This window comes from Pseudomonas sp. M30-35 (genome assembly GCF_002163625.1).
Classification (GTDB): Bacteria; Pseudomonadota; Gammaproteobacteria; order Pseudomonadales; family Pseudomonadaceae; genus Aquipseudomonas.
The window spans coordinates 4,129,891-4,155,801 of the sequence record NZ_CP020892.1 but is presented as its reverse complement, the minus strand read 5'-3'; the positions used below and the strand labels follow the sequence as shown (position 1 = coordinate 4,155,801).

Genomic DNA, 25,911 nt, shown 5'->3' with positions numbered 1-25,911 from the left:
TTAGAATAGACGTTGTTAATCCATGCCGTCATTCTTCTTGTTGAAAATTCGCACAACGAGATACCGCGATGCACCTTGAAATGAATGCACAAGACTCAATCGCTCGAGTTCGGCTGCGTTCATGCAATGTGTTTCAAGGGCATGCCGCGGCCCGTGTCCGTGATCAGCCAATAAAAAAGGCCAGCTACAAGAGCTGGCCTTCTGTGGTCACACGTCCATCAGGTACGGATGATTTGGTTGATCACGCTCTTCTTTGGGCGAATAGCGCTGATCAGTTGCCAGATCACAAAGGCTACAGCGAGCCCGAGGAATGTTGCCGAAATCGGGTTGGTGAGGAAGGTTGTGAAGTTGCCATCGGACATCATCAAGCCACGGCGCAGATTGGTTTCCGCCATCGGGCCCAGAATGAAGCCGATGATAAACGGCGCCGGTGGAATGCCCGCTTTGACAAAGGCATAACCGAGCACACCAAACACCAGGATCGACCAAACATCGAACAGACGGCTGCTAAGCCCGAATGCACCGACGACGCACAGCACCAGAATGATCGGCAGCAGAATGTGCTTTGGAATATCCAGCAGCTTGATAAAGATGCGCAGGCCATAGAATTCCATGAACAGCATCAACACGGTCGATACCAGCAACGCCGCGAAGATGGTGTAAACCAGCGGCCCCTGAGTGATGAACAGCAGCGGACCGGGTTGGATGCCGTGAATCAGAAAGCCGCCAAGCAAAATCGCAGTGACTGTGTCGCCGGGAATACCAAGGGTCATCAGTGGCAACATAGCGCCGCCAATGCCTGCGTTGTTCGCGGTTTCACTGGCGACTACGCCGCCCATGTTGCCCTTGCCGTAGCTGTCTGGATCTTTCGCGCGTTTCTTCGAAATGATGTAGGCCAGCAGGTTCGAAGTACCGGCACCGATGCCCGGCAAAATACCGACACCCAGACCAATCAGGCCAGAGCGGGTGGCGTTGGGAATTTGTTCGCGGAACTCGCGCATCGAAAAACCGAAGCCCTTGATGTTTTTCATGCTGATCGGTTCGGCTTTTTTAGCCGTTGGCTGACGGCCGCGTTCAGCCACCTTGATGATTTCAGCCACAGCAAACATGCCGATCATTACGGTGAGCATGGCGAAACCGCCATTAAGCTCAGCAAAGTCAAAGGTGAAGCGGCGAATCGCTTCCACTGGCGCAATACCAACGGTGGAAACAGCAAACCCCAACGCCCCGGCGAACAAGCCTTTAACCATCGAGCCAGCAGAGAGCGTGGCGATCAGGGTCAGCGAGAATACGGCGATGGAGAAGTATTCTTGGGGGCCGAAACGCAAGGCAAATTTGGCCAGTTGCGGCGCCAGAAACATCAACGCGATGATGCTGAAGATGGTGCCCAGAAACGAGAAGACAATTCCGACGCCCAGCGCCTTAACGCCTTCGCCTTTCTCCATCATCGGGCCACCGTCGAAAACCGTGGCAATGGAGGAGGGGGTTCCCGGAATCTTCAACAAGATGGCTGAAATCAATCCGCCGGATGTGGCACCGATAAACAACGCCACCAGCAAGGACAAGCCAGCGTGCGGGCCCATGGTAAACGTCAGTGGCAAGCACAGCGCAACGGCCATTGTTGCCGACAGACCAGGCACAGCGCCGAAGACGATACCCACGGCCACGCCGATGCACATCAGCAACATGATATGGATTGAAAAGACAGCACCGAAGCCTTGCTGCAATAAGTCGAGCATGGTCGATTCTCCTAGAAGCCAAACAGGCCGGATGGCAGCAACAGGTCGAAGGCCTCACGGAACAGCGTGTACACAACCGCAGAGGTGATCAGTGCAATCAGCACGTAAACCACATGGTTGACCTTTTGGTTAGTGGGTGTGAGCACGATGAACTGTAGGTACAGATAAACCGTGGTCATGATCGGGAAGCCGACAGTTTTCAGCAGGGCAATATAGCCGACGATCAAAGCCAGAGTTTTGACGACTGCTTTAAAGTCCGGCAACTCGCTGGGTGCCTCGCTAGCGGTGTTTGGCCCTTGCTCGGTTTGCGGCATTCTGCATGCTGCTAGCAGATGCAGTGCGCCCAATATGCACAGCAGTGTTGCGAGCAGGTAAGGGGCGAAGGTCGCGTCGATACCGCCATGCTGAGGCAACTGGGTTGTCATAAGCAGGTAGCCAATACCGACGGCCAACATGCAGCAGGCAATTGCTAACTCAGTCTTCTTGTTTATAGCCATCATTAACCTCTGGTGAGGGTCGTTTGGTACGGGCCGGTCAGCTGACCGGCCCGACCCTTACATCATTTGGACTGGCGCAGAGCGTCCTTGAACTGAAAGAAGTCTTCGCGGGTCTTTTTCAGGGTCGCGATTGCTTCTTCAGTGTTGAAATAGGCAACAGGTTGCTTGAAGGACTTTTTAAGTTCTTCAGCATACTGAGGGTTCTCAGTGATTTGCTTCATGATGTCGGCCATCTTTTTCACGATTACCGGATCAGTACCTTTTGGAAAGGCAACGACGTAAGGCTTGTCGATAGTGAAGTCGACGCCTTGTTCCTTGAAGGTTTTAACATCGCCCAACAGCGCGTTACGTTCGGCGTTAGGCTGACCCAAGGCAATCATCTGACCGCCTTTAATGTAGTCCTGCACTGACCCGTAGCTGATTGCGCCCAGGTCCATGCGGCCGCCGAGCAAGGAAACCACTTTTTCAGACACAGTGCCTGCGTCGATCATCTTCAGCTTCACACCCGCCAGCTGTTCAAACATCAGGCCTTGGATGTGCGAGAAGCTACCGATCTCAGTGCCGTAGGCGACGGTGTTTGGGTTGGCTTTAGCTTTATCGATCAGGTCTTTCAGGCTTGTCACCCCAGACTGTTCGCTGGCAACGAAGATGGCGCCTTTATCTACGCCAGCGATGCAGGAGATATCAAAAGCGTCGTAGCTGTCTTCTGTCAGGCCCGCGACTTCGTTGACGATCAACTGACCAGTGTGGGTAAACAGAATGGTGTTGCCATCTGCCGCGGCGCCTTTGACCTGTTCGGCTGCCAGAGTACCGCCGCCGCCAGCGACGTTGGTCACGACCATGCTTTTGCCAGTAATTTCGCTGAAGTACTTGGCCATCATGCGGGCGTTGAAATCGGTATCACCGCCTGGGTTAGCGATTACCACCACTTGCACCGGACGTGTTGGCCAGCTGGCTGCGTCGGCTGCCAAAACACTTGTTGGGCTGCTTAAGACGCCCATGGCGATCATTGCAGACATTAGGGAGGCACGGATTGTTTTTTTCATTGGAATTCTCCGGGTGGTTGTAAATAGGCGCGCCTTATCGGGTGCGACCTAAGCTTGGACGTTTCGGGTCGTACTGCCAGCCCGCAACGAGGTACTGCATAGCCATGGCATCGTCACGTGCGCCAGTGGCGACACGTTTATAGAGTTCATGGGCGTTGTGTATACGGTCCAGGTCGGGTTCGATACCCAGCCCAGGACGTTGAGGAACCTGAACCTTGCCGCCGATGATTTGCAGCGGTTCGCGGGTCAGGCGCTCCTGGCCTTCTTGCCAGATCCAATGCGTGTCAATCGCGGTAATGCGCCCCGGTACAGCGGCCGCAACATGGGTAAACATGGCCAGCGATACGTCAAAGTGGTTATTCGAATGTGAGCCCCAGGTCAGACCAAATTCCGCACAGACCTGGCCGAGGCGTACAGCGCCTTGCATGGTCCAGAAGTGTGGGTCTGCCAATGGAATATCGACCGCTTCAAGGCGCAATGAGTGGCCCATTTGCCGCCAGTCGGTGGCGATCATATTGGTCGCAGTGGCGATGCCGGTTGCACGCTTGAATTCAGCCATGACTTCACGGCCTGAGTAACCATTCTCTGGACCGCAAGGGTCTTCGGCATAAGCCAGGAGGTGGTTTTGACCTTTGCACAGAGCAATTGCCTCATCCAGCGACCAGGCGCCATTCGGGTCGAGAGTGACGCGAGCTTGTGGGAAGCGTGATTTGATTGCGGCGACAGCAGCCATCTCCTCGCTGCCGTGCATAACGCCACCTTTAAGCTTGAAGTCGCTAAAACCGTAACGGGCGGCAGCGGACTCGGCTTGAATCGCAATGGCCTCTGGGGTCATCGCAACGCTGTGGCGCGTCTTGTACCAATCATCGCCCATGCCTTTTACATAGGGCAGGTCGGTTTTAGTGCTGTCACCGATATAAAACAGGTAGGCCAGCATCGGCACGCTGTCGCGCTGCTGGCCGGAGCCTAGCAATTCAGCAACAGGTACATTCAGGTATTGGCCGAGCAAGTCGAGGAGGGCGGCTTCAACTGCGGTGATTACGTTATCCAGGCGCAGATTGATTTCGTGAGGCTGGCGCAGAACGGCGGCTTCAGCCTCTGATGTTACTTGGTGAGCAATGGTCTGTGGCCCGTCAGCCTTGCCTGAGAGGGCTTGCTGCAGGCTGCGCAGTACACGGTTGTAAGCGCCGATTGGCTGACCTTCAACCAGGGGGCGAATACGTTCCAGCGCTTGGCGAATGCCTTCTCCGCCAGGCACTTCACCGATGCCCATGTTGCCTGCGCTGTCCTTGAGTAACACCAGGTTGCGAGTGAAGTAGGGGGCGTGAGCACCGCAAAGATTGAGCAACATGCTGTCTTGGCCGGCGACCGGGATCACCTGCATGCTGGTTACAGTTGGGGTCTGGTGCATTCCTGACGGACTCATTACAGCGCTTTCCGTGGGCTGTTGAGCACTTGGAGTGATGAGCTCAGGTGACCCCGTACTGAGGGTGTGTCCTGGGTATGCTTCGGAATCGCAGGCATAGAAGGATTCTCGTATTTGTTTTTATTGGTGTAGTTATGCGTCGTCGTACGACATGACAAATTTGTACCAATCACAGGCTCGGCTGTCAACGATGTTGTGTGCTCAAATGATGCAAGGTAGTGTTTGGCTGCGCTTTAATGTGGCGTAAAACCCCATGCTAGATAGGTTTATTTCATTTTCTTTGCAGCTTTAGGCTTAAGTCTAATTAAAAGAAGTGTTCTTTTTTATAGTTGTACGATAACGTATCACTTCGCTAAGACTACTAAACATACTCAACTGTCCAGGGTGTTCAAACAATGAATCCACAAGAACTGAAGTCCATCCTCTCCTCCGGATTGCTGTCATTTCCGGTTACTGACTTCGATGCTGCCGGTAATTTCCGTGCCGATACCTATGCGCGTCGCCTCGAATGGCTGTCGCCATACGGTGCCACCGCACTGTTTGCTGCTGGCGGTACAGGCGAGTTCTTCTCGTTGGCCCCGGATGAATATTCATCCGTGATCAAAACAGCGGTCGATACTTGCGAGGGTGGTGTGCCGATTCTGGCCGGTGTGGGTGGCCCAACTCGTTTAGCCATTCAGTACGCGCAAGAAGCCGAGCGTCTAGGTGCTAAAGGCTTGCTGTTGCTACCGCATTATCTGACTGAAGCCAGCCAGGAAGGTGTTGCAGCTCACGTTGAACAAGTGTGCAAGTCGGTAAAAATCGGTGTGGTGGTCTACAACCGCAATGTTTGCCGTTTGAACGCAACATTGCTTGAGCAACTGGCTGAGCGTTGCCCGAACCTGATCGGTTATAAGGATGGTCTGGGCGATATCGAGTTGATGGTGTCGATCCGTCGTCGCCTTGGTGATCGCTTCAGCTATCTCGGTGGTCTACCTACTGCAGAAGTCTATGCCGCAGCTTATAGGGCGCTTGGCGTACCGGTTTATTCATCTGCAGTGTTTAACTTCCTGCCGAAGACTGCGATGGACTTCTACCACGCTATCGCCCGTGAAGATCACGTCACCGTTGGTAAGATCATCGATGACTTCTTCTTGCCTTATCTCGACATTCGTAACCGTCGTGCAGGTTATGCAGTCAGTATCGTCAAGGCTGGCGCCAAGATTGCTGGCTACGATGCAGGTCCAGTTCGCGCGCCGCTGACTGATTTGCTGCCAGAAGAATACGAGCAACTTGCTGCATTGATGGCCAAGCAAGGCGCTCAATGATTCTGCGTGAGTTGCAATTAAGAAACGATTAAACCAATACCGCTGAGCTGTTCTGGCTCAGCGTCTTTTCGTGATCCTTCCTGCCTGTCGTAGGGTGTGGCAACGCGAGGCGTGCCCAGCAGGATGCGAGCAACGAAATGTCTGAAGCTGACTCAATAATGCTGGTGGCGACTATGACAATGGTGGCTGATGAAGTATCAACTAGCTTGCAGGTCGTAGATCACCGGTCACGCATGGTGGCTGTCAGCTCATACCTGGCGGCATAAAAAAGCCCGCCAAATGGCGGGCAAAGTGCGATGAAGTCGAAGGTCACACAGTTACGATTACAGAATGGACAGTGGGTAGTTAAAGATGAGACGGTTTTCGTCAAATTCGCTGCTGCTGTAGTCGCGGCGAATTGAGCTGTTACGCCATTTCATCGATAGGCTCTTGAATGTGCCGCTTTGCACTACGTACGCCAGTTCGGTTTCACGGCCCCACTCTTTGCCGTCGTCTGTCGTTGCAGTCTGGATGTTGTCGCCACTGATGTAGCGGTTCATCAGGGTCATGCCGGGAATGCCAACGCCTGCGAAGTTGAAGTCGTAACGTACTTGCCACGAGCGTTCTTTGGGGTTGTCGTAGCTCGAGTTGAAGCTATCGTTGGCCAGTGTTCCGCCGCTGGTGCCGTTGACGCGCATCCATTTGTCGTCGCCACTTACCTTCTGCAAGCCAAGGTAAAAGGCGTGCGCACCAATCTTGGCCGAGAACAGGCCGGATGCGGTTTTGTTGTCCAGCTTGCCAGCGCGTTCGCTGCCGTCTTCGCTACCGATGAAGTAGCCAAGGTTGGCGCCCAGCGTCCAGTCACCCAGTGGTTGTGAGTGAACCAGGTTGATGAACTGTTGGCTGTAGATGTCTTCCAGCTCTGCGTTCCATAGACCGATCAGAGTGCGGTCCTGGTTGAAGCTGAATTCACCGCCTGCGAAGTTGAAGCGATCCGACTCAGCGCCATTGAAGTTCATGTCTTCCATGCTGGCGTTGTCGCGGGTGCTGTTCTGGCGGAATTGACCACCATAAAGCGTCAGGCCGTCGACTTCCTTGGAGGTGATTTGAGCACCCTGGAAGGTTTGTGGCAGCGAGCGACCGTCATCGGAGCGCAGAATTGGCAGCACCGCCATCCATTCACCGACTTTCAGTTCGGTCTTGGAGATACGGGCCTTACCGGCTGCAGCGATGCGGCCGTAGTCGTCAGCAGGGCGCCCATCGTCATGCACTGGCAGCAGGCCGGTACCGGCAGTACCGCGGCCGCCGTCCAGCTTGATAGCAGTCATGGCAAGTACATCGATACCAAAACCAACCGTGCCTTCGGTGAAGCCTGAGCGGGCATCGAGCATAAAGCTCTGGGTCCACTCTTCAGCTTTGCCTTGGCCGTAGGCTGGGTTTACGAAGTTACGGTTGATGTAGAAGTTACGCAGGCCAAAGCTGACCTTGGCATCTTCCACAAAACCAGCAGCGTTAGCGCCGAGAGGCAGGGCGGATGCGGCGATGGCACTGGCAACAGCGAGAGAAAGAATTTTGTGCGAACTCATTATTATTTTGCTCCACTTGGAGTTGTTTCTTTTCCCAGGTACAGGCGCACGGCGTTGTAGTGATGTGACGAAATAACCCGGGGCGGGATAGGGGTGCAGGGCTGTAGCTACTCAGCGCGTCAGCGCTAGCTCTGAGCTCAATGTTATTGAGCTACGCAAGGCATAAGAGGGCTGATTGGAGCGGCTTGTAGTCGTCATTGTGTGACCTGTTCTGTTTATTATTGTTGTGTGTCGTCGTACAACGGCTCGGATTATTTGTAATCCAAATTGTTCTTGTCAATGCCTACTTTAGGCTGATACGCAATATTTGATTTTCATGTGTTTCACTGTAACTGATTGTTTTATATGTGGTTTAAATATGTCGAGCGCAGAAAGTCCGTAGCAATAATTTTTGAAGATTAGCTATTTCAATTAGATGAAAATGATTTTCTAATGTGTGGTTATAGGATGACTTTTGATGTTTCCCTGATTATTGGGGCATCCCTGCCACGGTATTCAAGCGCGAGGATCCTGCGCGCATTTCTGCCGTCCGATTGGCGGCATTAATCGCAACCCCAGCCGGTGAAGGTAGGGTCGACCGGTTCGTCGGAGAACGGGTTTGCTGAGATGAAACGCGCGTTGGACGGAGTCGCATGTTGCTGGTTTGGTCGTTGAGATAGAGGTCGAAATACTCCAGGCGTCGGGAGACAAGTTTTTCACTGTTATTCTGGTTAGTGGCCTGTTGGGTTCAAACAACATATCTTGACACAATGCCTCCCGAAAACATGGGTCAAGCGGGCGCAGTTAATAGACCCGGTTGCAATATAGATTGACACAACCTACGCCAGCGTTCGAAAACGCAGCCTTTGAATTGAAGGCATAGCGTGATCCGGTATATACCCTCTAAGCCAGTCTCAATCAGTGCTGTATATGCCTCATCGCGCGGGGCACTTTCAACCTCATCTACTTCTGGCAGTCTCTGGTCTAGTGATAATCTCGCGTTGCTTGAGAATGGCGATGTTTTGGCTGTCCGAAAAAACGCGATGTCTTCCTGCAAAGTTTCCTTGATCCGGTTATGGGGAACTCTGCTTATGACACGTATTGATTTCAAAGGAATTATCACAGAATTAAACATCCATTAAATGGATAACATCTTGATCTTAATCAGTTATAAATGCCTTATCGCATGGCAATATCGCAAAGACAGCGCAAAATCCATAGTAGTAGCACTAACTTAAACAGCATAACGGTATATTGCCTATCGAAGGCAGGGCCGATAGGATGCGGGTCTTGGAGGTATTTGCGCAACTTATTGCATATAGAAAGTGTGCAAAAAATTGCGCACTTTTTATAGTGGCTTATATTCACAAGCGTGAATTAAGCTGCATATTTTGTCCGCCATATTATACCGAGTCAGGGAGTGACCTATTCGAGCCCTTTGTCTGCGTGCTACTTATTGCTTGCAAACAATCCCATATCAGCCGGCAACTTTGTTGGCAGCGATATTTGCTATTCGACACAGTACGAACATCTTGAAAGCGAACTTCGCAACGCAAACGCTTTACATGAAAACGCCCGAGTCTGTGAGACGCACCGGATGGCTTAGTCATCTCTCGTCAAAAGGTGCCAAAGGATGATTACTGCACAAGGAAACCGACATGTTCAATCCGGCCAATGAGACCCATTTCAGCCTGAACATCAAAGACCTGCCTCACGACTTGCAGGTACTTAACTTCACCGGCGTTGAAAGCATTAGTCAGCCCTATCTTTTGCAGATCGAGGTGGTTAGCGAGCAACCGGATATCGACCTTGAAAGCCTACTCGGCAAGGCCGTATTTCTAGCCTTTACCCCGCAAGGCGCGGGTATTCACGGCATCATCCAAAGCTTTGCCCAGCGTGAGTCAGGTAAACGCCTGACCCGTTATCAATTGAGTATCGTGCCGCAACTGAGTTACTTGGCGCTGCGCACCAACCAGCGTATTTATCAAGCGCTAAGCGTGCCCCAAATCATCAGTGTGGTGCTTGAAGAACACGGCATTCTCAGCAACAGCTATCAATTTCAGTTCGGCCCGACGGTTTATCCGCCCCGCGAATACTGCGTGCAGTACGATGAAACCGACCTGCACTTTATTCAGCGCCTGTGCGAAGAAGAAGGTATTCATTACCACTTTCAACACAGCCCGGACGCTCACTTGCTGGTGTTTGGTGATGACCAAACCGTGTTCCCCAAGCTTGGCCGGCCCACGGTGTATTTACCCGGCAGCGGCATGGTCGCCAAGGAGCCGGCAATCCGCCGTTTTGCCATGCGCCAACAAACGCGCAGTAGCCGCGTCACCCAGCGCGACTACAACTTTGAAACACCGCGTCTGTTGCTTGAGTCTGCCTACAAACAGCCACAGGATGAAGACGCCACAGCACTTCCAGACCTGGAAGACTATAGCTATCCCGGCCACTTCAGCGAGCGCGAGCGCGGCAAACACCTGAGCCAACGCGCGGTTGAGCGCCACCGCAGTGACTATCGCCTGGCCGAAGGTAGCAGCGACCAGCCCGCCTTGATCAGCGGTCACTTTTTAGAGATATCCGACCATCCGCGCAGCGAGTGGAATGATCTGTGGCTGATCCATCAGGTACGTCATGAAGGCAAACAGCCGCAAGTGCTCGAAGAGTCGATGACTCATGACATTGGCGACGCGGACGATTTCCAACAAGGCTACCGCAATAGCTTTGTCGCAACGCCATGGGATATTCCTTTCCGCCCCCCGCTGGCGCACCCCAAGGCGCAAGTTCTCGGCAGCCAAACCGCCGTGGTAACAGGCCCTGCGGGCGAAGAGATTCACTGCGATGAGTACGGCCGCATCAAGGTGCAGTTCCACTGGGACCGTGAAGGCAGCGGTGACGACAAATCCAGTTGCTGGCTACGTGTCGCCTCAAACTGGGCTGGCGACTTATACGGTGGCATTGCCATCCCCCGCATCGGCATGGAAGTGCTGGTGACCTTTCTTGAGGCTGACCCAGATCAACCCGTGGTCACCGGCTGCCTGTACCACGCAGAACACAATGTGCCTTATGCCCTGCCTGCGAACAAAACCCGCAGCACCTTTAAAACCCTCAGCACACCGGGCGGTGCGGGTTACAACGAGCTGCGTATTGAAGACAAAAAGGGCGAGGAACAAATATTTATCCACGCCCAGCGCGACCTCGATGAAAACATCAAGCGCGACCAGAAAATTCACATCGGCAACGAGCGCCACGACACTGTCGAAGCCAACAGTTTCAGTGAGTTCAAAGCCGAAGAGCACGTGAGCGTTACCGGCGAGCGCAAAGTCGAAGTCAAACCCAACGATCACCTGAGTATCGGCGTTAGCCAACACACCCAGCTCGGCACCGCCCAACTGACCAAAGCAGGCCGCGAAATCCACCTCAAGGCTGGCCAGAAGATGGTCATCGAAGCCGGCGTAGAACTCACCCTGCAAGCGGGCGGCAGCTTTATCAAACTCGACCCAAGCGGCATCAGCATGGTTGGCCCAATGATCCGCTTCAACGCCGGCGGCTCTCCGGGTAAGGGCTCGGGGATTGCAGCGCTGCTGCCAGTGATCCCGTTAGCAGCGGCTATGGATAAAGCAGGTAGCCTGCTCAAAGCCCCCGAGGCTACGCCGCAACCGCAACCGCTCGAGGAAGAGGAAGAAGAGGAGGAGCTGGAAGAACCTACACCAGTCGGCATCACCCTGCGCATCGGCGTGTTCTTCGATGGCACCGGTAACAACCTGGCTAACTCTGCGGTCACCGAGCAGTGTCGGCGCAACGACCGTGAGCAGTACGACGAAGCCTCATTGCAAAGCTTGATCAGCAACTGCGCCCGTTATGGTTATGAAGACCCTAACGAGCAAGGTGTGTTCGCCAGCAGTCCGAATAACAGCTATGGCAATGCATCCAGTAATGTCGCGTTGCTCTTTGAGCTATACAAAGACAATGCCGCCAATCCTCTACAGCCTGATGCAGAAACAGGGTATCTGCCAATCTATATCGAAGGCATCGGCACCACCAGCGGCAAACAGGACTCCCTTTACAGCCAGGGCACCGGCCGGGGTGAGACGGGTGTAGTGCAACGGGTTGAGCAGAGCCCGACAGCAATCAATGAGCGCATACTAGATTTTATTCAAACCAACCCCGATATAAAAATCCGCCGTATCGAATTCGATATCTTTGGCTTTAGCCGGGGCGCGGCGGCGGCGCGGCATTTTGCCAATGAAGTGCTCAAACCTGCCGGTGGTGTACTGAGTGAAATATTTCAACCGGATCAACACAACATATTGGCTCAATTCGACTGGTCAGCCGATGCCAGCATTAATTTTATTGGCCTGTTCGATACCGTGGCGGCCATCGTTGACCCGTTGAGTGGCGACTGGAGCCCGGCCAATGCCGCTAATTCCGGCGTTAACCTGTACCTGCCGGCGGGTTGTGCCCGCAAAGTGGTGCAACTCAGTGCTCGTGACGAAAAGCGCTGGAACTTCGCCCTTAACAGCGTGCAGCCCGAACATCAGGAAATCGAACTGCCTGGCGCTCACTCGGATATTGGCGGCGGTTACCCACTCAGCCTGCAAGAAAAACTGTTGCTTACCCAACCACGGCAGGCGCGGGTCAGTATCGGCCGGCCGCTGGAGCAGAGTCAGGCCTGGCAAGACGTCAACAAAGCCGCTATTGACCTTGAGCTGCGCGGCCTGCCTGGTGACGGCCAACTGCGGCCAGTTGCCTGGCAACGCCCGCACCCGGATAAAAACCAGCGATTCGACCAAGCGCAATACTACTTGGTAGCCTTGGGCATCCAGCGCAGCGTGCGTGGCGAACTGGCGCGTATCAATCTGCGTATTATGCGCGAGCTGGCGGTTCAGCATGATGCGCCTTTCGAGAATATTCCTGAGACACCAAATTTTAGTCTGCCTGCCGATCTTCAAAGCATCGCTGATAAGCTGCTCGACTATGCCCAAGGTGGCCCCAATCCCCTGACCCAAGCCGATAACCGCTTGCTGCATGGCCGTTATATTCATCTTTCCGCCCACTGGACACCTGACAAGGGGCTGCTGCTCAGTAAACCTGCGCCCAAACATCGTTTGATTTACAACAACAAACCACAGGACGGTTACCCCGTATGAAACGACTACTGCTTTGCGTGTTCGCGGTCATGCTTTCCGGCTGCGCCACAGGCCAGGGGCAGCCTGACTTGCCTTACAACTACTGGTATGTCGGGCTGAGCGCGCCGCTCTATATGGAGGTCTGGGTAGAGGGCGTCGATGTGGTGGACCAACGCGGTCTGGCCTTTGAGCGGGTGCATGGAGGCACCGTTTCCTACAGCAACCAGACAGCTGGCTGGCATATGGGCGGGGGGAAAATGAAACAGGTGCCAGGCGTTGATCTGCCGGAGATTATCTTTGTGCGCTGGCAGTCGCTGGTCGAGCCGCAGACCTACAACGTGCGCATTGATATTCCGCAATGGGTGCGCGATGAAATGGTTATACCTCAGCGGGGTTATTGCAAATATAACAAAAGCTGGAAAACCGATTATATGAAAAAGATCTCCATTGGCATGGCGCCCGGGGGTATTGCCAAAGTTTGGTTGGGTGGCGGTTGTTCCGATTATAAGGAGATTGGGCGATTCGTCGGTGAGATCGAGAAGCGTGGCCCTTCTCAAGGGAAGACTGAGGGCCGGTATGCCTGGCCAGAACTCAAACCGGAATCCCAAGCTTATATCAAGAAAAACGGCATTCCCTACGGCTCTTGGTAGGAAACCCTTGTTATTGGCCACTATGCCCAAGGTGGCCCCAATGCCTCCCGCATGTACACGAGGAGTAGATTTCAGGCTACGCCTGTATTTCCCTGAAGCAAATAGTCCTGGCAAACGAGGATGAATTAAATAAAAACCCAGTAAAAACAGTGGTTTATGCAGCTTAAATTATGTTGTCCTGTGTCAATTCATGTTGTCCCAACCACCTGTGATTTTATCCGTGAACGGTGCCTAAACGACATGTTGAGTCTCCGTATCAGGCAGGAGCGCTATTGGTTCTGCCTTCCTGGAATCAACTTTAAGCGGTGATTTATGGTACAAAGTACCACCTGATATTTGTCAATTTCCGGGACGCACCGTGGCCTTTTCTATCGACATTATTTCCTGCATCACCGACCGGTTTGTGGAGCTGACCGCCACGGAAAAGCGTATCGCGCAATTTATTCTTGATGATGTGCAATCAGCTGCAGCGTTGCCGATTGCAGAAATGGCGCGCCGTACCGAAACCAGTCAGGCATCCATTACCCGCTTTGCCCGCGCCATTGGTTGCAAAGACGTGCGCGAGTTGAAGGTGAAACTCGCCCAGTCGCTGGCCGTGGGGCAACGCTTTATTCTTGATGTGCCAGACCTGGAAGGGGTGCAGGGGATTTATGAAACTATCATCAATGTGCTGGACATCAATCGCCACGCGCTAGACCCGCTGTCACTTAAGAAAGCCGTCGAGTGGCTGAGTGATGCGAGACAAATTCTGGCCATCGGGATGGGCGGTGGCTCGACGATTTGCGCTCAGGAGGTGCAGTTCCGCTTGTTTCGCCTCGGCCTGCCCGTGGTCAGCCAGAGCGACGGTTTACTGGTGCGCATGATGTGCTCCGCCGTCACGCCAAACGATGTGGTACTGGCATTATCTCTGGGTGGCTACACGCCGGAGATCATTGAGAGCGCGGCAATGGCAAGGCAGTATGGTGCGAAGGTTATCGCCATCACCCCGGAAGAGACACCGCTTGCCGCCAATGCCGACCTGGTTCTGCCGCTTATCGTGCGCGAAAACGACTACATATTTAAGCCGAGTACCTCGCGTTACGCGATGCTGGCTATGGTGGACGTGCTGGCAACTGAGCTGGCAATGGCCAACAAGAGCCAGACAAAAGACAGATTGCGCCGCATTAAGCTGGCGCTCGACAGCCACCGGGGTGGCGTTGACCGCCAGCCGTTGGGGGACTGATTGCGACGCCGATATTATGCCGAAGCGCAGTAGGGCAGAAGCGAGCCGCGTCATTTTCTGCTTTTAAACGACCAACGCCTAAAAGACCAGCGCCGCCATAAATTTTTGACTCTGCGTCCGAGTCACTTCAACGCTTTGCCCGGCACGATACAAATCGCTACCAAGCCCTGCTCCGGCGCAGCCTGCTTGCAGATACTCACCTAGATTTTCAGGCGTTACGCCTCCCACTGCCAGCACCGGTATTTCAGGCGGCAATACGGCTTTCAATGCCGAAATATACGCCGGGCCAAAAGCCGAAGAAGGGAAGATTTTCAGCCAATGCGCGCCAGCCTCCAGTGCGGTGAATGCTTCAGTGGCAGTCGCGCACCCGGCACAAACCAGCATCCCCGCATCAACCGCGCGGCGAATCACAGCAGGATTGGTATTCGGTGTGACCACTAGTTTTGCCCCGGCCTCCGCCAGAAAATCGACCTGCTCAACGTTCAATACGGTCCCCGCGCCGATCAGCGCTTTAGCGCCGTAGCGTGTCACCATCTGCGGAATGCTTTTCTGCCAGTTCGGCGAGTTAAGCGGGATCTCGATATGGCGAAACCCTTCTTCAATCAGCGCGCCGATGTGGTCGCTGGCTTCATCGGGAGTAATGCCGCGCAGAATCGCGACCAGTGTTTTAGTGTCTTGCATCAAGAATGCTCCTTATCCCTTGCTGGAATGCAGTATCGCCCGCGATTTCACCGGCCTGAATACCTGCGTCGGTTAATGCCTGGCGGTAACGACGGCACAACGATTCGCCGCCTACCAGCGTTACCTGCGTGGTGTCTCCTCGTAGCGTTGCCACTTCAGCCCCAATAAGCAGGCCCGATAACCATTCGCTGACGGATTCTGGCTGTAGGTCGCCCAACACCCGGGTCGCACGCGCGGCAAAGAGTTTGTTAATGAGTGCAGGCGACTCCAGCCCACTTTGCAGACCCGCCGCAAATGCAGCGCTATCGTCTCGCTGTTCCGGTAACCCTTTGCCAATCAGTGAATGGTTTATCAGAATGTGATGCAGCTCGCCGGTCATGGCCGTAGCAAAATCATTGACCGCGTTGTTCGCTACCTGCACCCATTTGCTGTGCGTGCCGGGCATGACGTAACAGGATGCTGGTGACAGCTGCATCGCTCCCAGCAACTGAGTCTCTTCACCGCGCATCACGTCTTGCTCGGTTCGCAGCCCCGGCACAATCCACACATTTTCAGCGACTTCAAAAAGCCGGGAGCTTAGCTCGTCCAGTGGGACTGGGCAGGCCAGATACGGCACGGGTTGCCATCCCGCGTCGCTGCCAATCATCCCGGCCATGACCACCGGAATCGCTTCTTGCTTACGCCACGGTGCAATGTATTTATCGAACACTTCACGGGCGGTTTGTTCAGCCAGACGGCTTACGCCATAAGGCAATTGCAGGTTGTCCACACACTGGCCGTTACGGTACAGCCAGGCGCGCAGATGTGTTGAACCCCAGTCGATTGCAATATAGCTTTCGCTCATCGAGCGTTCCCTGTCGCGCTTTTATCCAACGGCATAGCAACTGGCTCCGGCTGGTTTTCACGTTCGCGGGAAATGATCTCCAGCGCTTCTTCACGGCTAACTTTGCTGGCCGGGGTGATGACTGTCACCAATATTGCACTAAACAAGCTTGCCAGGACGGAAGGAATGCAAGAGTTGCCCCAGAATGTCAGCCAGCTCTCATTAATCAACATAGCAATGGATACCACCGCGCCAGCGATCAGAGCTGTTAATGCTCCCTGCCAGTTAAAACGAGTCCAGAAACGCCCAAGGATTGAGCACACAAACAGACCCGACATCAGGGTCGAGATCATTTTGGTGATATAGCTAATGATGTCATTTGACGTCAGGGCGAAGATCAGTGCCAGACCAATCACAAATACAAGCATCCAGCGGGAAAGCGCGATGGCCTTGTTTTCCGCAGGCATATGGCCGGTAATCATCGTGTACAGGTCGCGCATCATGATAGCCACAGCGGCAATTGCATCCGAGCTGGCTGAAGACATGGTCGCCGAAAGGCCTGCAATCAAAACAACCATCCCCAGCACGCTCGGCAGGAAGCTCGTTGCAAACAGAAACGCGTAATTGGTGTTTTCAAGCGAGGGGTTCATGGTGTAAGCCGCCATGCCGATAATCGCAGGCAGGATAGAGAAGAATAGGTACAAGATACCGGTATAGGCAAACGAGCGGCGGACCGATGAAACATCTTTACCGGAGTAGATTCGCTGGCGGTATGACGGTGTTGCCATTACGCCAACACCGATAACCGTCGCCAGAGACAGGGCGGGAATGACCCCCAGTTTATCGACCGCGAGGAAGCTCAATGCCTTTGGGTCCATGGCCTGTTGGATAGCTTCCCAGCCTCCAGCATGTACGACCGCCAGGATAGCCATCAGGATGAAACCGAAGAATAAAATAAGCGCCTGAATAGTATCCGTCCAGACCACGGCAGAATAACCACCAATGACAACATAAATAGCGAAGGCTAACGCAATAATGATTTTCGCTATGGTTAAATCAATACCCGTTGCCCAGGATAAATATAAACCACCGCCAAGAATATGAGCCCCAAGCCAGCCAATAGAGGCAATAAAAATCAGCATGCCAACAACGTTTTTTATGATATGGCTAGCGCCCGTATAATAAGAAAGCTCCTCACTCATGGTCATAAAGCGCAGCTTTCTGATTGGAGCAAACCACCAGGCGGTCAGTAATATTCCGACTGCGCCTCCCAGGCCATATAGCATTCCAGCCCAGCCATTACTGTAACCAAAACCGACTGCTCCCATGCTGGAGCCAGTACCTACCATGGTCGCGACTGTAGAGCCCAGCGTTAAAAACATAGGCAGGGATCGACCGCCGAGAAGAAAATCCTCACTGTTTTTTTGATTGCGCGAAACAAACCAGCCAATCCAAATCATGGCGAGAGCGTAAATAATGAATCCGATTAAAAACACATGGCTATTCATATCTGGCTTCCAGATTAATAATTAATGTGAAATTAGCCGTCTGAAAAAAACATACAGAAAACCCGTTAGCATGATCTAAAAAGACGTGCCTTATTTATTTGTTTTGTTATGTACGGGGCGGGGGAGTGTCAGTGTCTGCCGCCGCGATAATAGGGGGGGATTACGTTTGCACTCCTCCACCCTATGCAAGGCTTACTTCGCCCGATTATCGTTATAACAGGTCAAATCTACTTCCACTTTGCAGTCAACCACCAAGTCGGACACGCAGCACACGCGGGCAGGTGGATGGTCTGCAAAGAACTCGCGGAATACTTTGTTAAACGATTGGAAGTAGCGAGCGTCGGTCAGGAAAACTTTGACATGCACTACGTCAGCCAGGGTGTAACCCGTGCTTTCCATGATGTCCACGCAGTTCTGAATCGCCAGGCGGGACTGCTCGATAATGCCGCCTTCCACAACTTCACCATCTTTCATCGGCGTTTGTCCGGAGACATACAGCCAGCCGCCCGCTTCTACCGCTTTGGCGAAGGGCAGTTTTTGTCCGCCGGTGCCTGTGCTGTCGCCTATTCCGTAACGTTTTATGCTCATTGTTGCTCCTTTTATGGTGGATGACCTTGCGCTCTTCCACTCTACCGTTCAAATTTATTGGCTCGTGATTAACGACGCAGGAACCGTCCAGCTCGCCCGGTAACTTGCTTATCCAGGCCATAGCTCATCACGCCGTTAACCATGACCGCTTCGATGCCGGCTGCCGGCTGCTGAGGATCACTGAAACTTGCCGTGTCGTTGACCGTTTTCGGGTCGAGCATTACCAGGTCCGCGTAGTAGCCGCATTTCACCAGTCCGCGTTTGGGGAGCTGGAATCGTGCTGCGGACATGCCCGTCATCTTGTGCACAGCCAGGGTGAGCGGGAACAGCTTCTCGTCACGGCTGTAGTGGCCAAGCACGCGAGGAAACGCCCCCCACAGACGCGGGTGCGGCATTGGATCATTCGGCAAACCGTCAGAGCCGACCATCGTCACCGGATGGCTCAGCACCCGGCGCACATCCTGCTCGTCCATGTTGTGGTAGATCGCCCCGGCTGGTATCAGCAGCTTGCTCGCCTCTACTAACGTCATCGACCAGCTTTCGGCAATCTGCTTTAACGACTGCCCGGCAATTTCCGGGTGCGGCTTCGACCAGGTAATGATGATGTCGAACTCGTCGGTAATCTGTTTAACGTCCAGAGTGGAAGAGCTGGCGGAGTACGGGTAGCAATCACAGGAGACATCCTGCTGCTCGCGAACTTTATCGAATAGCTTCAGGGTCTCAACGGTACGGCCCCAGTTTTTCACCCCGGCACATTTATGATGCGAGACAACAACTGGCACTTTGCCGTGACGGCCAATGCGGAACGCCTCGTCCAGCGCATCCAGAATGGGTTCAAACTCAGAACGCAGGTGGGTGGTGTAAATCCCGTTCTGTGCCGCCAATTCTTCCGCCAACGCCATCACCTCTTCGGTGGATGACTGGAATGCTGAGGCATAGGCCAGCCCGGTACTTAACCCCAGCGCGCCTTGCTCCAGCGCGAGGCGAAGTTGTTTTCGCATCTCACTGATTTCGTCTTCGGTGGCGGTGCGGAACAAGTCGTCCATATGGTTGTTGCGTAATGCGGTGTGGCCGACCAACGTGCCGACGTTAATCGCCGGGCGAGCCTGTTCAATGGCATGGGCATAGTCAGCAACTGTTGGGTAGATGAACTGGGCCTTGTCACCGAGAAGATTCATCGGATCTGGCACGCTTCCTTTTATGGAGGCTGTTGCGGCGCTAATCCCGCAGTTGCCAACAATCACCGTCGTAATGCCTTGGCTGATCTTTGGTAGATACTCCGGCATACGAATCACGTTGATGTCGTCGTGAGTGTGGACATCAATAAAACCAGGTGCCAGCACACGGTCTGTGCCGTCAATTACATGCTGCGCCGGGTCGTTGATTGTCGGTGCAATCTTGGCAATAAAGTCATCTTTAATAGCGACGTCGGCACGGTATTCCGGGCCGCCGCTACCGTCGATGACTGTGACATTCCTGAACAGATAGTCGAAGTTCATGTCTTCAGTGCCTTGTTATGTTCTGGCTCAAACTTAACCATTTACAAGCAATAAAGACAGTGGGAAACTGCCTGAGAATCATCTGTTTTCTGATACTTTTATTCATTTAATTGGTGCTTTAAAAAATATACCGTTTATTTTCAATAAGTTATGAGTGGTACTTATTTTTAAAGAAAATTTAAATGCAAAGGAATAATGTTATGAAATATCAGGATGGTAACCTCGTTCCGCATAAGTCCAGCCCGATGTTTACCCCGGCTAACGTTTTGCAGGAAGACGTTTGCCTGCCGGTCGCGGTGATCAACAAAGCCGCGCTGGAGAACAATATCCAGTGGATGCAGCACTATGCTGATACACGTGGCGTTTCCCTTGCGCCGCACGGCAAAACCACCATGACCCCGTGGATTTTCCAGCAGCAACAACAGGCTGGAGCCTGGGCCATTGGCGTGGGCAGCGCATGGCAGGCCAGCATTGCCATGGTTACTGGCATCAAGCGTGTGCTGATGGTCAACCAGTTGGTCGGTAAGGCGAATATGCAGCTGGTAGCAAACCTCAGGAATGAATATTCGGATATAGATTATCTTTGCTGCGTGGACAGCGTCGCCAATGCGAAAGTGCTGTCTGCATTTTTCACCGCGCAAAACCAGACGCTGGATATCCTGATTGAGTTGGGCGTTTCGGGCGGACGCTGCGGCTGCCGCACAGCAGAGCAGGCGCTGGCACTGGCGGAAACAGTTTCTACCCTGCCAGGCTTACGTTTGCGCGGCCTGGAGTTGTACGAAGGCGTACTGCACGGTGACAACCCTCAGCCGAAAGTCGAAGCCTTGCTGCGCGATGCCGCTGCGCTGGCCTGCCAACTGGAGCGTTATGTAGAAGGTGAGTTTGTGCTTACAGGGGCGGGCTCGGTCTGGTATGACGTGGTCTGCAACGTCTGGCTGGATGCTAAAAAGCCGGCAAACTGTCGCGTGGTGATCCGCCCCGGTTGCTATGTCACGCACGACGGCGGTATCTACCAGGAAGCTCAGAACGACCTGATGGCGCGTGACAAGGTTGCCTGCGATTTAGGGGGGGATCTGGTTTCTGCGCTGGAGCTGGTTGCAATGGTGCAGTCCGTGCCGGAAAGTGACCGGGCGATTGTCAACTTCGGCAAGCGTGACAGCGCCTTTGATGCAGGTTTGCCGCAACCGGTGGCCCATTATCGCCAAGGCAAGGCGCTGGACCACCCTGCGGAAACCATCGAAACCACAGGGATCATGGACCAGCACGCGATGCTGAAGCTGAAGTGGGGTGCAGACGTACAGGTCGGGGATATTCTCGTGTTCAGCACCTCCCATCCATGTCTGACATTTGATAAGTGGAAAGCGCTGCTGTTGGTGGATGAGCAGTACAACGTGCTTGAGACGTTAGAGACAGCGTTCTGATCTAAGGAACGGCGGATGCCGATTATGCTCAGCTCAAAGGTAACGGTCGGTTGGTTTATGCCCGACTCCGGGTTTCGGCAAAATATCCCCGTGGCTGGTTCGCTTTAATCGCCACCCTCAGCCTGAGTAAGCGGTTGATAGTGCAGGCTGAACTCCAGCTCGGTTGACTGCCCTTGTTGCAATAAGCGCAGGCCGGGTTTGCCGGGTAAGTGGTGAGCATTAATTGGATGACTGACCGGTTCGAAGCAAAAGAAATCACTGCCAACCGGGCAATACAGCAAAAAGTAATCAGCGCCGCTGACTTGGCAGGCGAGTTGATAGCCTGCATCTGCCTGAGTGATCAGGCACGTGCCATCCCAGCCACCGAAAGCGTGGTCGACCAGTTCATCAGGTAACGGCTTTAGCTGGCTAAAGTTCCAGTCTGGCGGTATTGCGCATTGCGTGTTTGGCAGCTTGTCATCACTCGCTTTCCAGACTGTTTGCGCGGCTGCGCACAATTGCGTCTGCGGTGTGCGGGGCAGGTAAGGATGCAAGCCGATGCCGTGCCATGCCGGGTGCGCATCCAGGTGCGTCACGCGCATGCGTATGCTTAACCGGCCATCGCGTAGTTCGATGTGCTGCTCGGCTCGGTAGGCAAACGGCTGGTTACTGTTAAGCGTCAGGTGAGCATGGCTGCTGCTGTGCTCTGCAACATGCCAGGCTTGCTGCCACGCACTGCCATGAATCGGGTAGGCGTCGTGGTCAGTGTTTGGTGAAAGCGCTAGCCAGCCGTCAGGGCATTCAAAGCCGCCTTCGGCAATCCGGTTTGACCACGGCGCCAGCGGGTAGCAAGCCAAGCGCCGTGGTGAGCCGCTATTCAATGCCTGTTGATCGCTGGGACGCAGCAGGGGCTGGCCCGTTTGCTTGCTGCTCCAGTTGGCAATGCTGCCGCCAACTGCAGGTATCAGGCTGAGGCAGGTCAGACGGTCTTCCAGATGCAGCAATGAGGCTGGCATTACGGCTGCTTGCTGGAGGCGAGCAGGACAACGCCGCAAACGACAATCAGGCCACCAATGATCTGCACGCCGTTAAGCAGTTGATCGAGGATTAACCAACCAAACAGCAAGCCGGCCACAGGTTCGATGTTCATGACTGGCGCATTGCGGGTGATGTCTAGCCGGCTGACGAAAATAAACAGTGCAGAAAATGCCATCCCATAAAGCAATACCAGGCAGGCAAGGGCGACCCAGCCTGTTGGCGCGGAAGGTAGATCCATCCCACCCGGCAGCATGCCTGTGGCCCCTATTAAAGCCGTCGAAACAAACACCACCAACAATGTGAGCATGCTGCGTACCGTGCCGGGCATAGGGGCCAGGCGGTGTGCTGTTATCCACAGTGCGCAGGCAAACACTGCGGCGCCGGTCGCGCTGAATAGCACGCCCTCTATCCAGCTGGCATCCACGTCAGTCTGGCTTGCTAGCTGGGCCGGTACGTTGAGCGCCAGCACCAACCCAAACAGGATCGTGCCCATCAGCAATGTCGCTCGACGGGTGGGAGGTGGTCCACCGAGCGCCCAGCTCAGCAGGGCGAGAAAGATCGGCGCCAAATTGACCACCAATAACGCAAGTGCGACCGGAATGCGCATAACCGCCGAGTAGATGCAGAAGCTTTGCACTGCAATCAGCAACCCGAGCAGTAATTGCCAACCCCATGTTTGTCGACTCAACCGCAATACTTCACCGCGGTAAAAAACTAAAGCCGCCAGCACCAGCAGTGTGACTCCGGCACGACAAAGCATGGCCAGTAACAGGCCGGTGTCGTGGTCGAACGCGATACGCGCGGCAATGTGGTTGCCCGCGAACGAGCACGCCAGCGCAGCTAGAATTAGTACGGCTATGTGGCGGGGTAATGGGGTTGAGGCAGACATTGGCAAATCTATTCCTTGGCGGATAAATGAGAGCGCCGCCATGAAGGCGGCGCGCCCAAACTACAGCGCTCTACAGTAGAACGCTTGGCAACCAAAGTGAAATGGCTGGGATGTAGGTGACAGCCATTAGCACCATGAGCAATGCGCAGTAGAACGGCAGCAGCGCTTTAATGGTGCTCTCGATGGTTACTTTACCCACGGCCGCGCCAACAAACAGCACTGCGCCAACCGGCGGGGTGATCAGACCAATACCCAGGTTTACCAGCATAATCATGCCGAAGTGCACCGGATCAATGCCCAGGCCGGTAATGACCGGCATCAGGATTGGGGTCAGGATCAGGATCAGTGGCGCCATGTCCATCAGCGTGCCCAGCACCAGTAGCATGGCATTGATGCACATCAGGATCACATAGCGATTATCCGACAGGGTCAGGAATGCTGTGGTGATTTTTGCCGGGATCTGCATCAGGGTCATGATGTAGCCGAAGCTGGCGGCGAAGGCGATCAGCACCATCACAATCGACAGGGTGCGTACGGTACGGTGCATCAGCTTGGGCAGCTCACGCCATTTGTAGTCGCGGTAAATAAACATGGTCACGAAGAACGCCCAGACCACTGCGATTGAGGCTGATTCGGTCGCGGTGAATACACCGCTGAGAATGCCACCGATAATGATGACCATGGTCATCAAGCCCCAAAGCGCATCGACGCATATTTTCAATGCTTGCTTGAGCGGAATCACTTCGCCTTTAGGGTAGTTGCGGCGTCTGGCGAAGATCAGGCACATGCCCATCATCACAATGGTCAGCAAAATGCCTGGACCAATACCGGCGATGAACAGTGCGGAGATCGACACCGTGCCGCCAGCGGCCAAGGAGTAAAGCACCGAGTTGTGGCTAGGTGGTGTCAGTAGCGCCTGCACTGAGCCGCTGACGGTTACTGCGGTGGAAAACTCACGCGGGTAACCTTTGCGGGCCATTTCGGGGATCAGTACCGAGCCTACCGATGCGGTATCGGCAACCGATGAACCTGAAATCGCACCAAAGAAGGCCGATGCCACGATATTGACGAGTGACAGGCCGCCGCGCACAAAGCCAACCAGCACACTAGCGAATGCGACGAGTCGACGTGACATGCCGCCCTCGGCCATGATCGCGCCAGCGAGAACGAAAAACGGGATCGCCAGTAGCGAGAATTTATTAACTCCGCCTGCGACTTGAATCATCACTGCATGGAACGGAATGCCGATCCAGAAGGCTCCAGCCAGCGCTGATAAACCAAGGGCGTAAGCCACGGGCATACGCAGAACAATCAGCAGTAAAAAACTGCCCAATAGAATAAAAGCATCCATTACGACACGGCCTCGCTGGTTTCTTCGGATTGTTCGTAATCGACCGCGCGACGGTGGCTCTGGTCGCCGAAGAACAGGCGCTCAAGGATAAAGATAAGGGTTAAAGCACCACCCACAGGAATGGGGGCGTAACACAAGCCAACCCGTATATCTGGTAGGGAAGGGTTGAACTGATTCCATGTGGCTGCGCACAGCTTGATGCCCCAGATCAGCATGAACAGGCAAATAGTCGCCATCAATAGCTGCACCAGCACTTCTATATAACGTTGCAGGTGTTGTGGCATGCGGTCGGTGGCCATGGTCACAGCCATGTGTGCACCGGCACGGTAGCTTGCAGCTGCGCCAATAAAGGTGAATAACACCATCAACAAGATGGCCACAGGCTCAGGCCAACTGGAACCGCTGCCGAGGACATAACGGGTGAAAATGCCCCAGGGAATTATCAGGGCCATGATTGCCACAGACAGGCCGGCAACCCAGATGCAGCTGGTGTAGATCACGTCGTTGACGCGTAGCAGGGTGTTCTTCATTAACTTCACCACAATGCCTTGGGGCAGGGGCTGCCCCAAGGACTTTTAGAGAGAAGGTTGTTACTGGACGGCAGCGATACGCTTCATCAGATCAGCGTATTGCGCGCCGTATTTTTCACGTATCGGTGCGGTCGCGTCGTAGAAGGGCTTTTTGTCGACAGTGATGAACTCAACGCCTGCAGCTTTGAGCTTCTCTTCGCTAGCTGCCGATTTGGCATCCCACAATTTGCGCTCTTCCAGTTGTGCTTCCTTGGCTGTTTTCTTCACCAGCGCTTGTTGCTCGGCGCTCAGCGAATTCCAGGTTTCCTTGGACATTACAATCGGCTCAGGCAGGATCAGGTGACCAGTCAAGGTGTAGTACTTGGCGTTCTGATAGTGGTTGTGCTCAAGCATGGTCGGCGGGTTGTTCTCTGCACCATCAATAACACCGGTTTGCAGGGCGCTGAAGATTTCACCGGTATCCATGGCAATGCCGTTGGCGCCCATGGCTGTCATCATGTCGACGAACAGTGGGTTACCCATTACGCGAATCTTCATGCCTTTGAGGTCTTCGATCTTGCGTACTGGTTTTTTGGAGTAGAGGTTACGGGTGCCGCCGTCCATCCAAGCCAGCGCGACCAGATTGAATTCGGAGTTGGTGATCTTGTCGAGAATTTCCTGACCGATTTCACCGTCGATGATTTTGCGCATGTGCGCTTGGTCGCGGAACACGAACGGCATGTTGAACACGTTTACGTCTGGCACTACCGGGCCAACGATACCGAGGCTAACGCGGGTCATTTGAATCGCGCCAATTTGAGTCTGCTCAACCACTTCTTTCTCAGAGCCGAGCACGCCGCCTGAGAACATCTTGAAGGTGATATCACCGTTGCTGGCTTCTTCGATTTTCTTGCCCATCGCTTCCTCAGCCACTACGGTTGGGTAGCCTGCTGGGTGGATTTCGGCAAATTTGATTTCCAGAGCGTTAGCCGCTCCAGACAAGCAAAAGGCGAGGGGTAATGCAGCGATGAGCAACTTGCGTTTGAAATTCATTTGAATCTCCAG

20 protein-coding genes and 1 pseudogene are annotated in these 25,911 nt (G+C 54.0%); 6 read left to right on the top strand and 15 right to left on the bottom strand.

The genetic code is table 11. The features are described 5' to 3' along the window. Positions 1–218: 218 nt before the first annotated feature. From B9K09_RS19155 to B9K09_RS19140, 4 genes are read right to left on the bottom strand one after another with little or no spacing between them, the layout of a single operon-like run. The gene (locus tag B9K09_RS19155) at positions 219–1,739 is read right to left on the bottom strand and encodes a tripartite tricarboxylate transporter permease (RefSeq protein WP_087518314.1); all 1,521 of its coding nucleotides are present in this window, start codon (positions 1,737–1,739) and stop codon (positions 219–221) included. Between the two features lie 11 nt (positions 1,740–1,750). Next, positions 1,751–2,239, bottom strand: a complete 489-nt coding sequence (locus B9K09_RS19150; RefSeq protein ID WP_218191972.1) for a tripartite tricarboxylate transporter TctB family protein — start codon at positions 2,237–2,239, stop codon at positions 1,751–1,753. A gap of 59 nt (positions 2,240–2,298) precedes the next feature. After that, the gene (locus B9K09_RS19145) at positions 2,299–3,282 is read right to left on the bottom strand and encodes a tripartite tricarboxylate transporter substrate binding protein (protein ID WP_087518312.1); all 984 of its coding nucleotides are present in this window, start codon (positions 3,280–3,282) and stop codon (positions 2,299–2,301) included. A gap of 34 nt (positions 3,283–3,316) precedes the next feature. Further along, on the bottom strand, positions 3,317–4,708 hold the full coding sequence (locus tag B9K09_RS19140; RefSeq protein WP_371917417.1) for an enolase C-terminal domain-like protein: 1,392 nt from the start codon (positions 4,706–4,708) through the stop codon (positions 3,317–3,319). 395 nt (positions 4,709–5,103) lie between these two features. On the opposite strand from B9K09_RS19140, the gene kdgD reads away from it, so the two are divergent. Further along, on the top strand, positions 5,104–6,015 hold the full coding sequence (kdgD, locus tag B9K09_RS19135) for a 5-dehydro-4-deoxyglucarate dehydratase (RefSeq protein WP_087518310.1): 912 nt from the start codon (positions 5,104–5,106) through the stop codon (positions 6,013–6,015). A gap of 323 nt (positions 6,016–6,338) precedes the next feature. Here kdgD and B9K09_RS19130 read toward each other — a convergent pair whose 3' ends face one another. Beyond that, entirely contained in the window at positions 6,339–7,580 is a 1,242-nt protein-coding gene (locus tag B9K09_RS19130; RefSeq protein ID WP_087518309.1) for an OprD family porin, read from the bottom strand. Between the two features lie 1,637 nt (positions 7,581–9,217). Here B9K09_RS19130 and B9K09_RS23010 point away from each other — a divergent pair. The 4 genes and pseudogenes from B9K09_RS23010 to B9K09_RS19115 form a co-directional block, all read left to right on the top strand. Next, positions 9,218–11,203 (top strand): annotated as a pseudogene (locus B9K09_RS23010) (type VI secretion system tip protein VgrG); the annotation flags it as partial. A 93-nt stretch (positions 11,204–11,296) separates the two neighbouring features. Continuing rightward, on the top strand, positions 11,297–12,709 hold the full coding sequence (locus B9K09_RS23005; protein ID WP_371917470.1) for a phospholipase effector Tle1 domain-containing protein: 1,413 nt from the start codon (positions 11,297–11,299) through the stop codon (positions 12,707–12,709). Beyond that, the gene (locus B9K09_RS19120) at positions 12,706–13,338 is read left to right on the top strand and encodes a DUF2931 family protein (protein ID WP_087518307.1); all 633 of its coding nucleotides are present in this window, start codon (positions 12,706–12,708) and stop codon (positions 13,336–13,338) included. Before B9K09_RS23005 ends, B9K09_RS19120 begins: the two co-directional genes overlap by 4 nt. A 358-nt stretch (positions 13,339–13,696) precedes the next feature. Then, the gene (locus B9K09_RS19115) at positions 13,697–14,560 is read left to right on the top strand and encodes a MurR/RpiR family transcriptional regulator (protein WP_087518306.1); all 864 of its coding nucleotides are present in this window, start codon (positions 13,697–13,699) and stop codon (positions 14,558–14,560) included. Positions 14,561–14,638: 78 nt separating this feature from the next. Here B9K09_RS19115 and B9K09_RS19110 read toward each other — a convergent pair whose 3' ends face one another. From B9K09_RS19110 to B9K09_RS19090, 5 genes are all read right to left on the bottom strand, one after another. After that, complete coding sequence (locus tag B9K09_RS19110; RefSeq protein WP_087518305.1) at positions 14,639–15,241, bottom strand: 2-dehydro-3-deoxy-6-phosphogalactonate aldolase; 603 nt, start codon at positions 15,239–15,241, stop codon at positions 14,639–14,641. Further along, complete coding sequence (locus B9K09_RS19105) at positions 15,228–16,085, bottom strand: 2-dehydro-3-deoxygalactonokinase (protein ID WP_087518304.1); 858 nt, start codon at positions 16,083–16,085, stop codon at positions 15,228–15,230. The genes B9K09_RS19110 and B9K09_RS19105 overlap by 14 nt, the downstream gene beginning before the upstream one ends. Next, complete coding sequence (locus B9K09_RS19100; RefSeq protein ID WP_087518303.1) at positions 16,082–17,572, bottom strand: sodium:solute symporter family protein; 1,491 nt, start codon at positions 17,570–17,572, stop codon at positions 16,082–16,084. Before B9K09_RS19100 ends, B9K09_RS19105 begins: the two co-directional genes overlap by 4 nt. Before the next feature lie 192 nt (positions 17,573–17,764). Continuing rightward, positions 17,765–18,160: a RidA family protein gene (locus tag B9K09_RS19095; RefSeq protein ID WP_087518302.1), complete on the bottom strand. Its 396-nt coding sequence runs from the start codon at positions 18,158–18,160 to the stop codon at positions 17,765–17,767. A gap of 68 nt (positions 18,161–18,228) precedes the next feature. Then, complete coding sequence (locus tag B9K09_RS19090) at positions 18,229–19,659, bottom strand: amidohydrolase family protein (protein ID WP_087518301.1); 1,431 nt, start codon at positions 19,657–19,659, stop codon at positions 18,229–18,231. Between the two features lie 200 nt (positions 19,660–19,859). Between B9K09_RS19090 and B9K09_RS19085 the strand changes: the two genes are divergently transcribed. Further along, a complete protein-coding gene (locus B9K09_RS19085; RefSeq protein ID WP_087518300.1) occupies positions 19,860–21,080 on the top strand; it encodes an amino acid deaminase in 1,221 nt (406 codons plus the stop codon). A 104-nt stretch (positions 21,081–21,184) separates the two neighbouring features. Here B9K09_RS19085 and B9K09_RS19080 read toward each other — a convergent pair whose 3' ends face one another. From B9K09_RS19080 to B9K09_RS19060, 5 genes are all read right to left on the bottom strand, one after another. After that, positions 21,185–22,075, bottom strand: a complete 891-nt coding sequence (locus tag B9K09_RS19080) for an aldose 1-epimerase (protein WP_087518299.1) — start codon at positions 22,073–22,075, stop codon at positions 21,185–21,187. After that, positions 22,075–22,986 carry a DMT family transporter gene (locus B9K09_RS19075; protein WP_087518298.1) on the bottom strand — a complete coding sequence of 304 codons (912 nt, stop codon included), beginning with the start codon at positions 22,984–22,986 and terminating at the stop codon, positions 22,075–22,077. Before B9K09_RS19075 ends, B9K09_RS19080 begins: the two co-directional genes overlap by 1 nt. Before the next feature lie 70 nt (positions 22,987–23,056). Further along, positions 23,057–24,337, bottom strand: a complete 1,281-nt coding sequence (locus B9K09_RS19070) for a TRAP transporter large permease (protein ID WP_087518297.1) — start codon at positions 24,335–24,337, stop codon at positions 23,057–23,059. After that, a complete protein-coding gene (locus tag B9K09_RS19065) occupies positions 24,337–24,867 on the bottom strand; it encodes a TRAP transporter small permease (RefSeq protein WP_087518296.1) in 531 nt (176 codons plus the stop codon). Before B9K09_RS19065 ends, B9K09_RS19070 begins: the two co-directional genes overlap by 1 nt. A gap of 60 nt (positions 24,868–24,927) precedes the next feature. Beyond that, positions 24,928–25,899, bottom strand: coding sequence for a TRAP transporter substrate-binding protein (locus B9K09_RS19060; protein WP_087518295.1), 972 nt, complete (start codon positions 25,897–25,899; stop codon positions 24,928–24,930). Positions 25,900–25,911 lie beyond the last annotated feature (12 nt).

What these genes read in the sequence shown, in the direction of transcription:
- B9K09_RS19155 (WP_087518314.1), bottom strand. Translation starts at nt 1,739, where the DNA reads ATGCTCGACTTATTGCAGCAAGGCTTCGGTGCTGTCTTTTCAATCCAT.
- B9K09_RS19150 (WP_218191972.1), bottom strand. Translation starts at nt 2,239, where the DNA reads ATGATGGCTATAAACAAGAAGACTGAGTTAGCAATTGCCTGCTGCATG.
- B9K09_RS19145 (WP_087518312.1), bottom strand. Translation starts at nt 3,282, where the DNA reads ATGAAAAAAACAATCCGTGCCTCCCTAATGTCTGCAATGATCGCCATG.
- B9K09_RS19140 (WP_371917417.1), bottom strand. Translation starts at nt 4,708, where the DNA reads ATGAGTCCGTCAGGAATGCACCAGACCCCAACTGTAACCAGCATGCAG.
- kdgD (WP_087518310.1), top strand. Translation starts at nt 5,104, where the DNA reads ATGAATCCACAAGAACTGAAGTCCATCCTCTCCTCCGGATTGCTGTCA.
- B9K09_RS19130 (WP_087518309.1), bottom strand. Translation starts at nt 7,580, where the DNA reads ATGAGTTCGCACAAAATTCTTTCTCTCGCTGTTGCCAGTGCCATCGCC.
- B9K09_RS19120 (WP_087518307.1), top strand. Translation starts at nt 12,706, where the DNA reads ATGAAACGACTACTGCTTTGCGTGTTCGCGGTCATGCTTTCCGGCTGC.
- B9K09_RS19110 (WP_087518305.1), bottom strand. Translation starts at nt 15,241, where the DNA reads ATGCAAGACACTAAAACACTGGTCGCGATTCTGCGCGGCATTACTCCC.
- B9K09_RS19105 (WP_087518304.1), bottom strand. Translation starts at nt 16,085, where the DNA reads ATGAGCGAAAGCTATATTGCAATCGACTGGGGTTCAACACATCTGCGC.
- B9K09_RS19100 (WP_087518303.1), bottom strand. Translation starts at nt 17,572, where the DNA reads ATGAATAGCCATGTGTTTTTAATCGGATTCATTATTTACGCTCTCGCC.
- B9K09_RS19095 (WP_087518302.1), bottom strand. Translation starts at nt 18,160, where the DNA reads ATGAGCATAAAACGTTACGGAATAGGCGACAGCACAGGCACCGGCGGA.
- B9K09_RS19090 (WP_087518301.1), bottom strand. Translation starts at nt 19,659, where the DNA reads ATGAACTTCGACTATCTGTTCAGGAATGTCACAGTCATCGACGGTAGC.
- B9K09_RS19085 (WP_087518300.1), top strand. Translation starts at nt 19,860, where the DNA reads ATGAAATATCAGGATGGTAACCTCGTTCCGCATAAGTCCAGCCCGATG.
- B9K09_RS19080 (WP_087518299.1), bottom strand. Translation starts at nt 22,075, where the DNA reads ATGCCAGCCTCATTGCTGCATCTGGAAGACCGTCTGACCTGCCTCAGC.
- B9K09_RS19075 (WP_087518298.1), bottom strand. Translation starts at nt 22,986, where the DNA reads ATGTCTGCCTCAACCCCATTACCCCGCCACATAGCCGTACTAATTCTA.
- B9K09_RS19070 (WP_087518297.1), bottom strand. Translation starts at nt 24,337, where the DNA reads ATGGATGCTTTTATTCTATTGGGCAGTTTTTTACTGCTGATTGTTCTG.
- B9K09_RS19065 (WP_087518296.1), bottom strand. Translation starts at nt 24,867, where the DNA reads ATGAAGAACACCCTGCTACGCGTCAACGACGTGATCTACACCAGCTGC.
- B9K09_RS19060 (WP_087518295.1), bottom strand. Translation starts at nt 25,899, where the DNA reads ATGAATTTCAAACGCAAGTTGCTCATCGCTGCATTACCCCTCGCCTTT.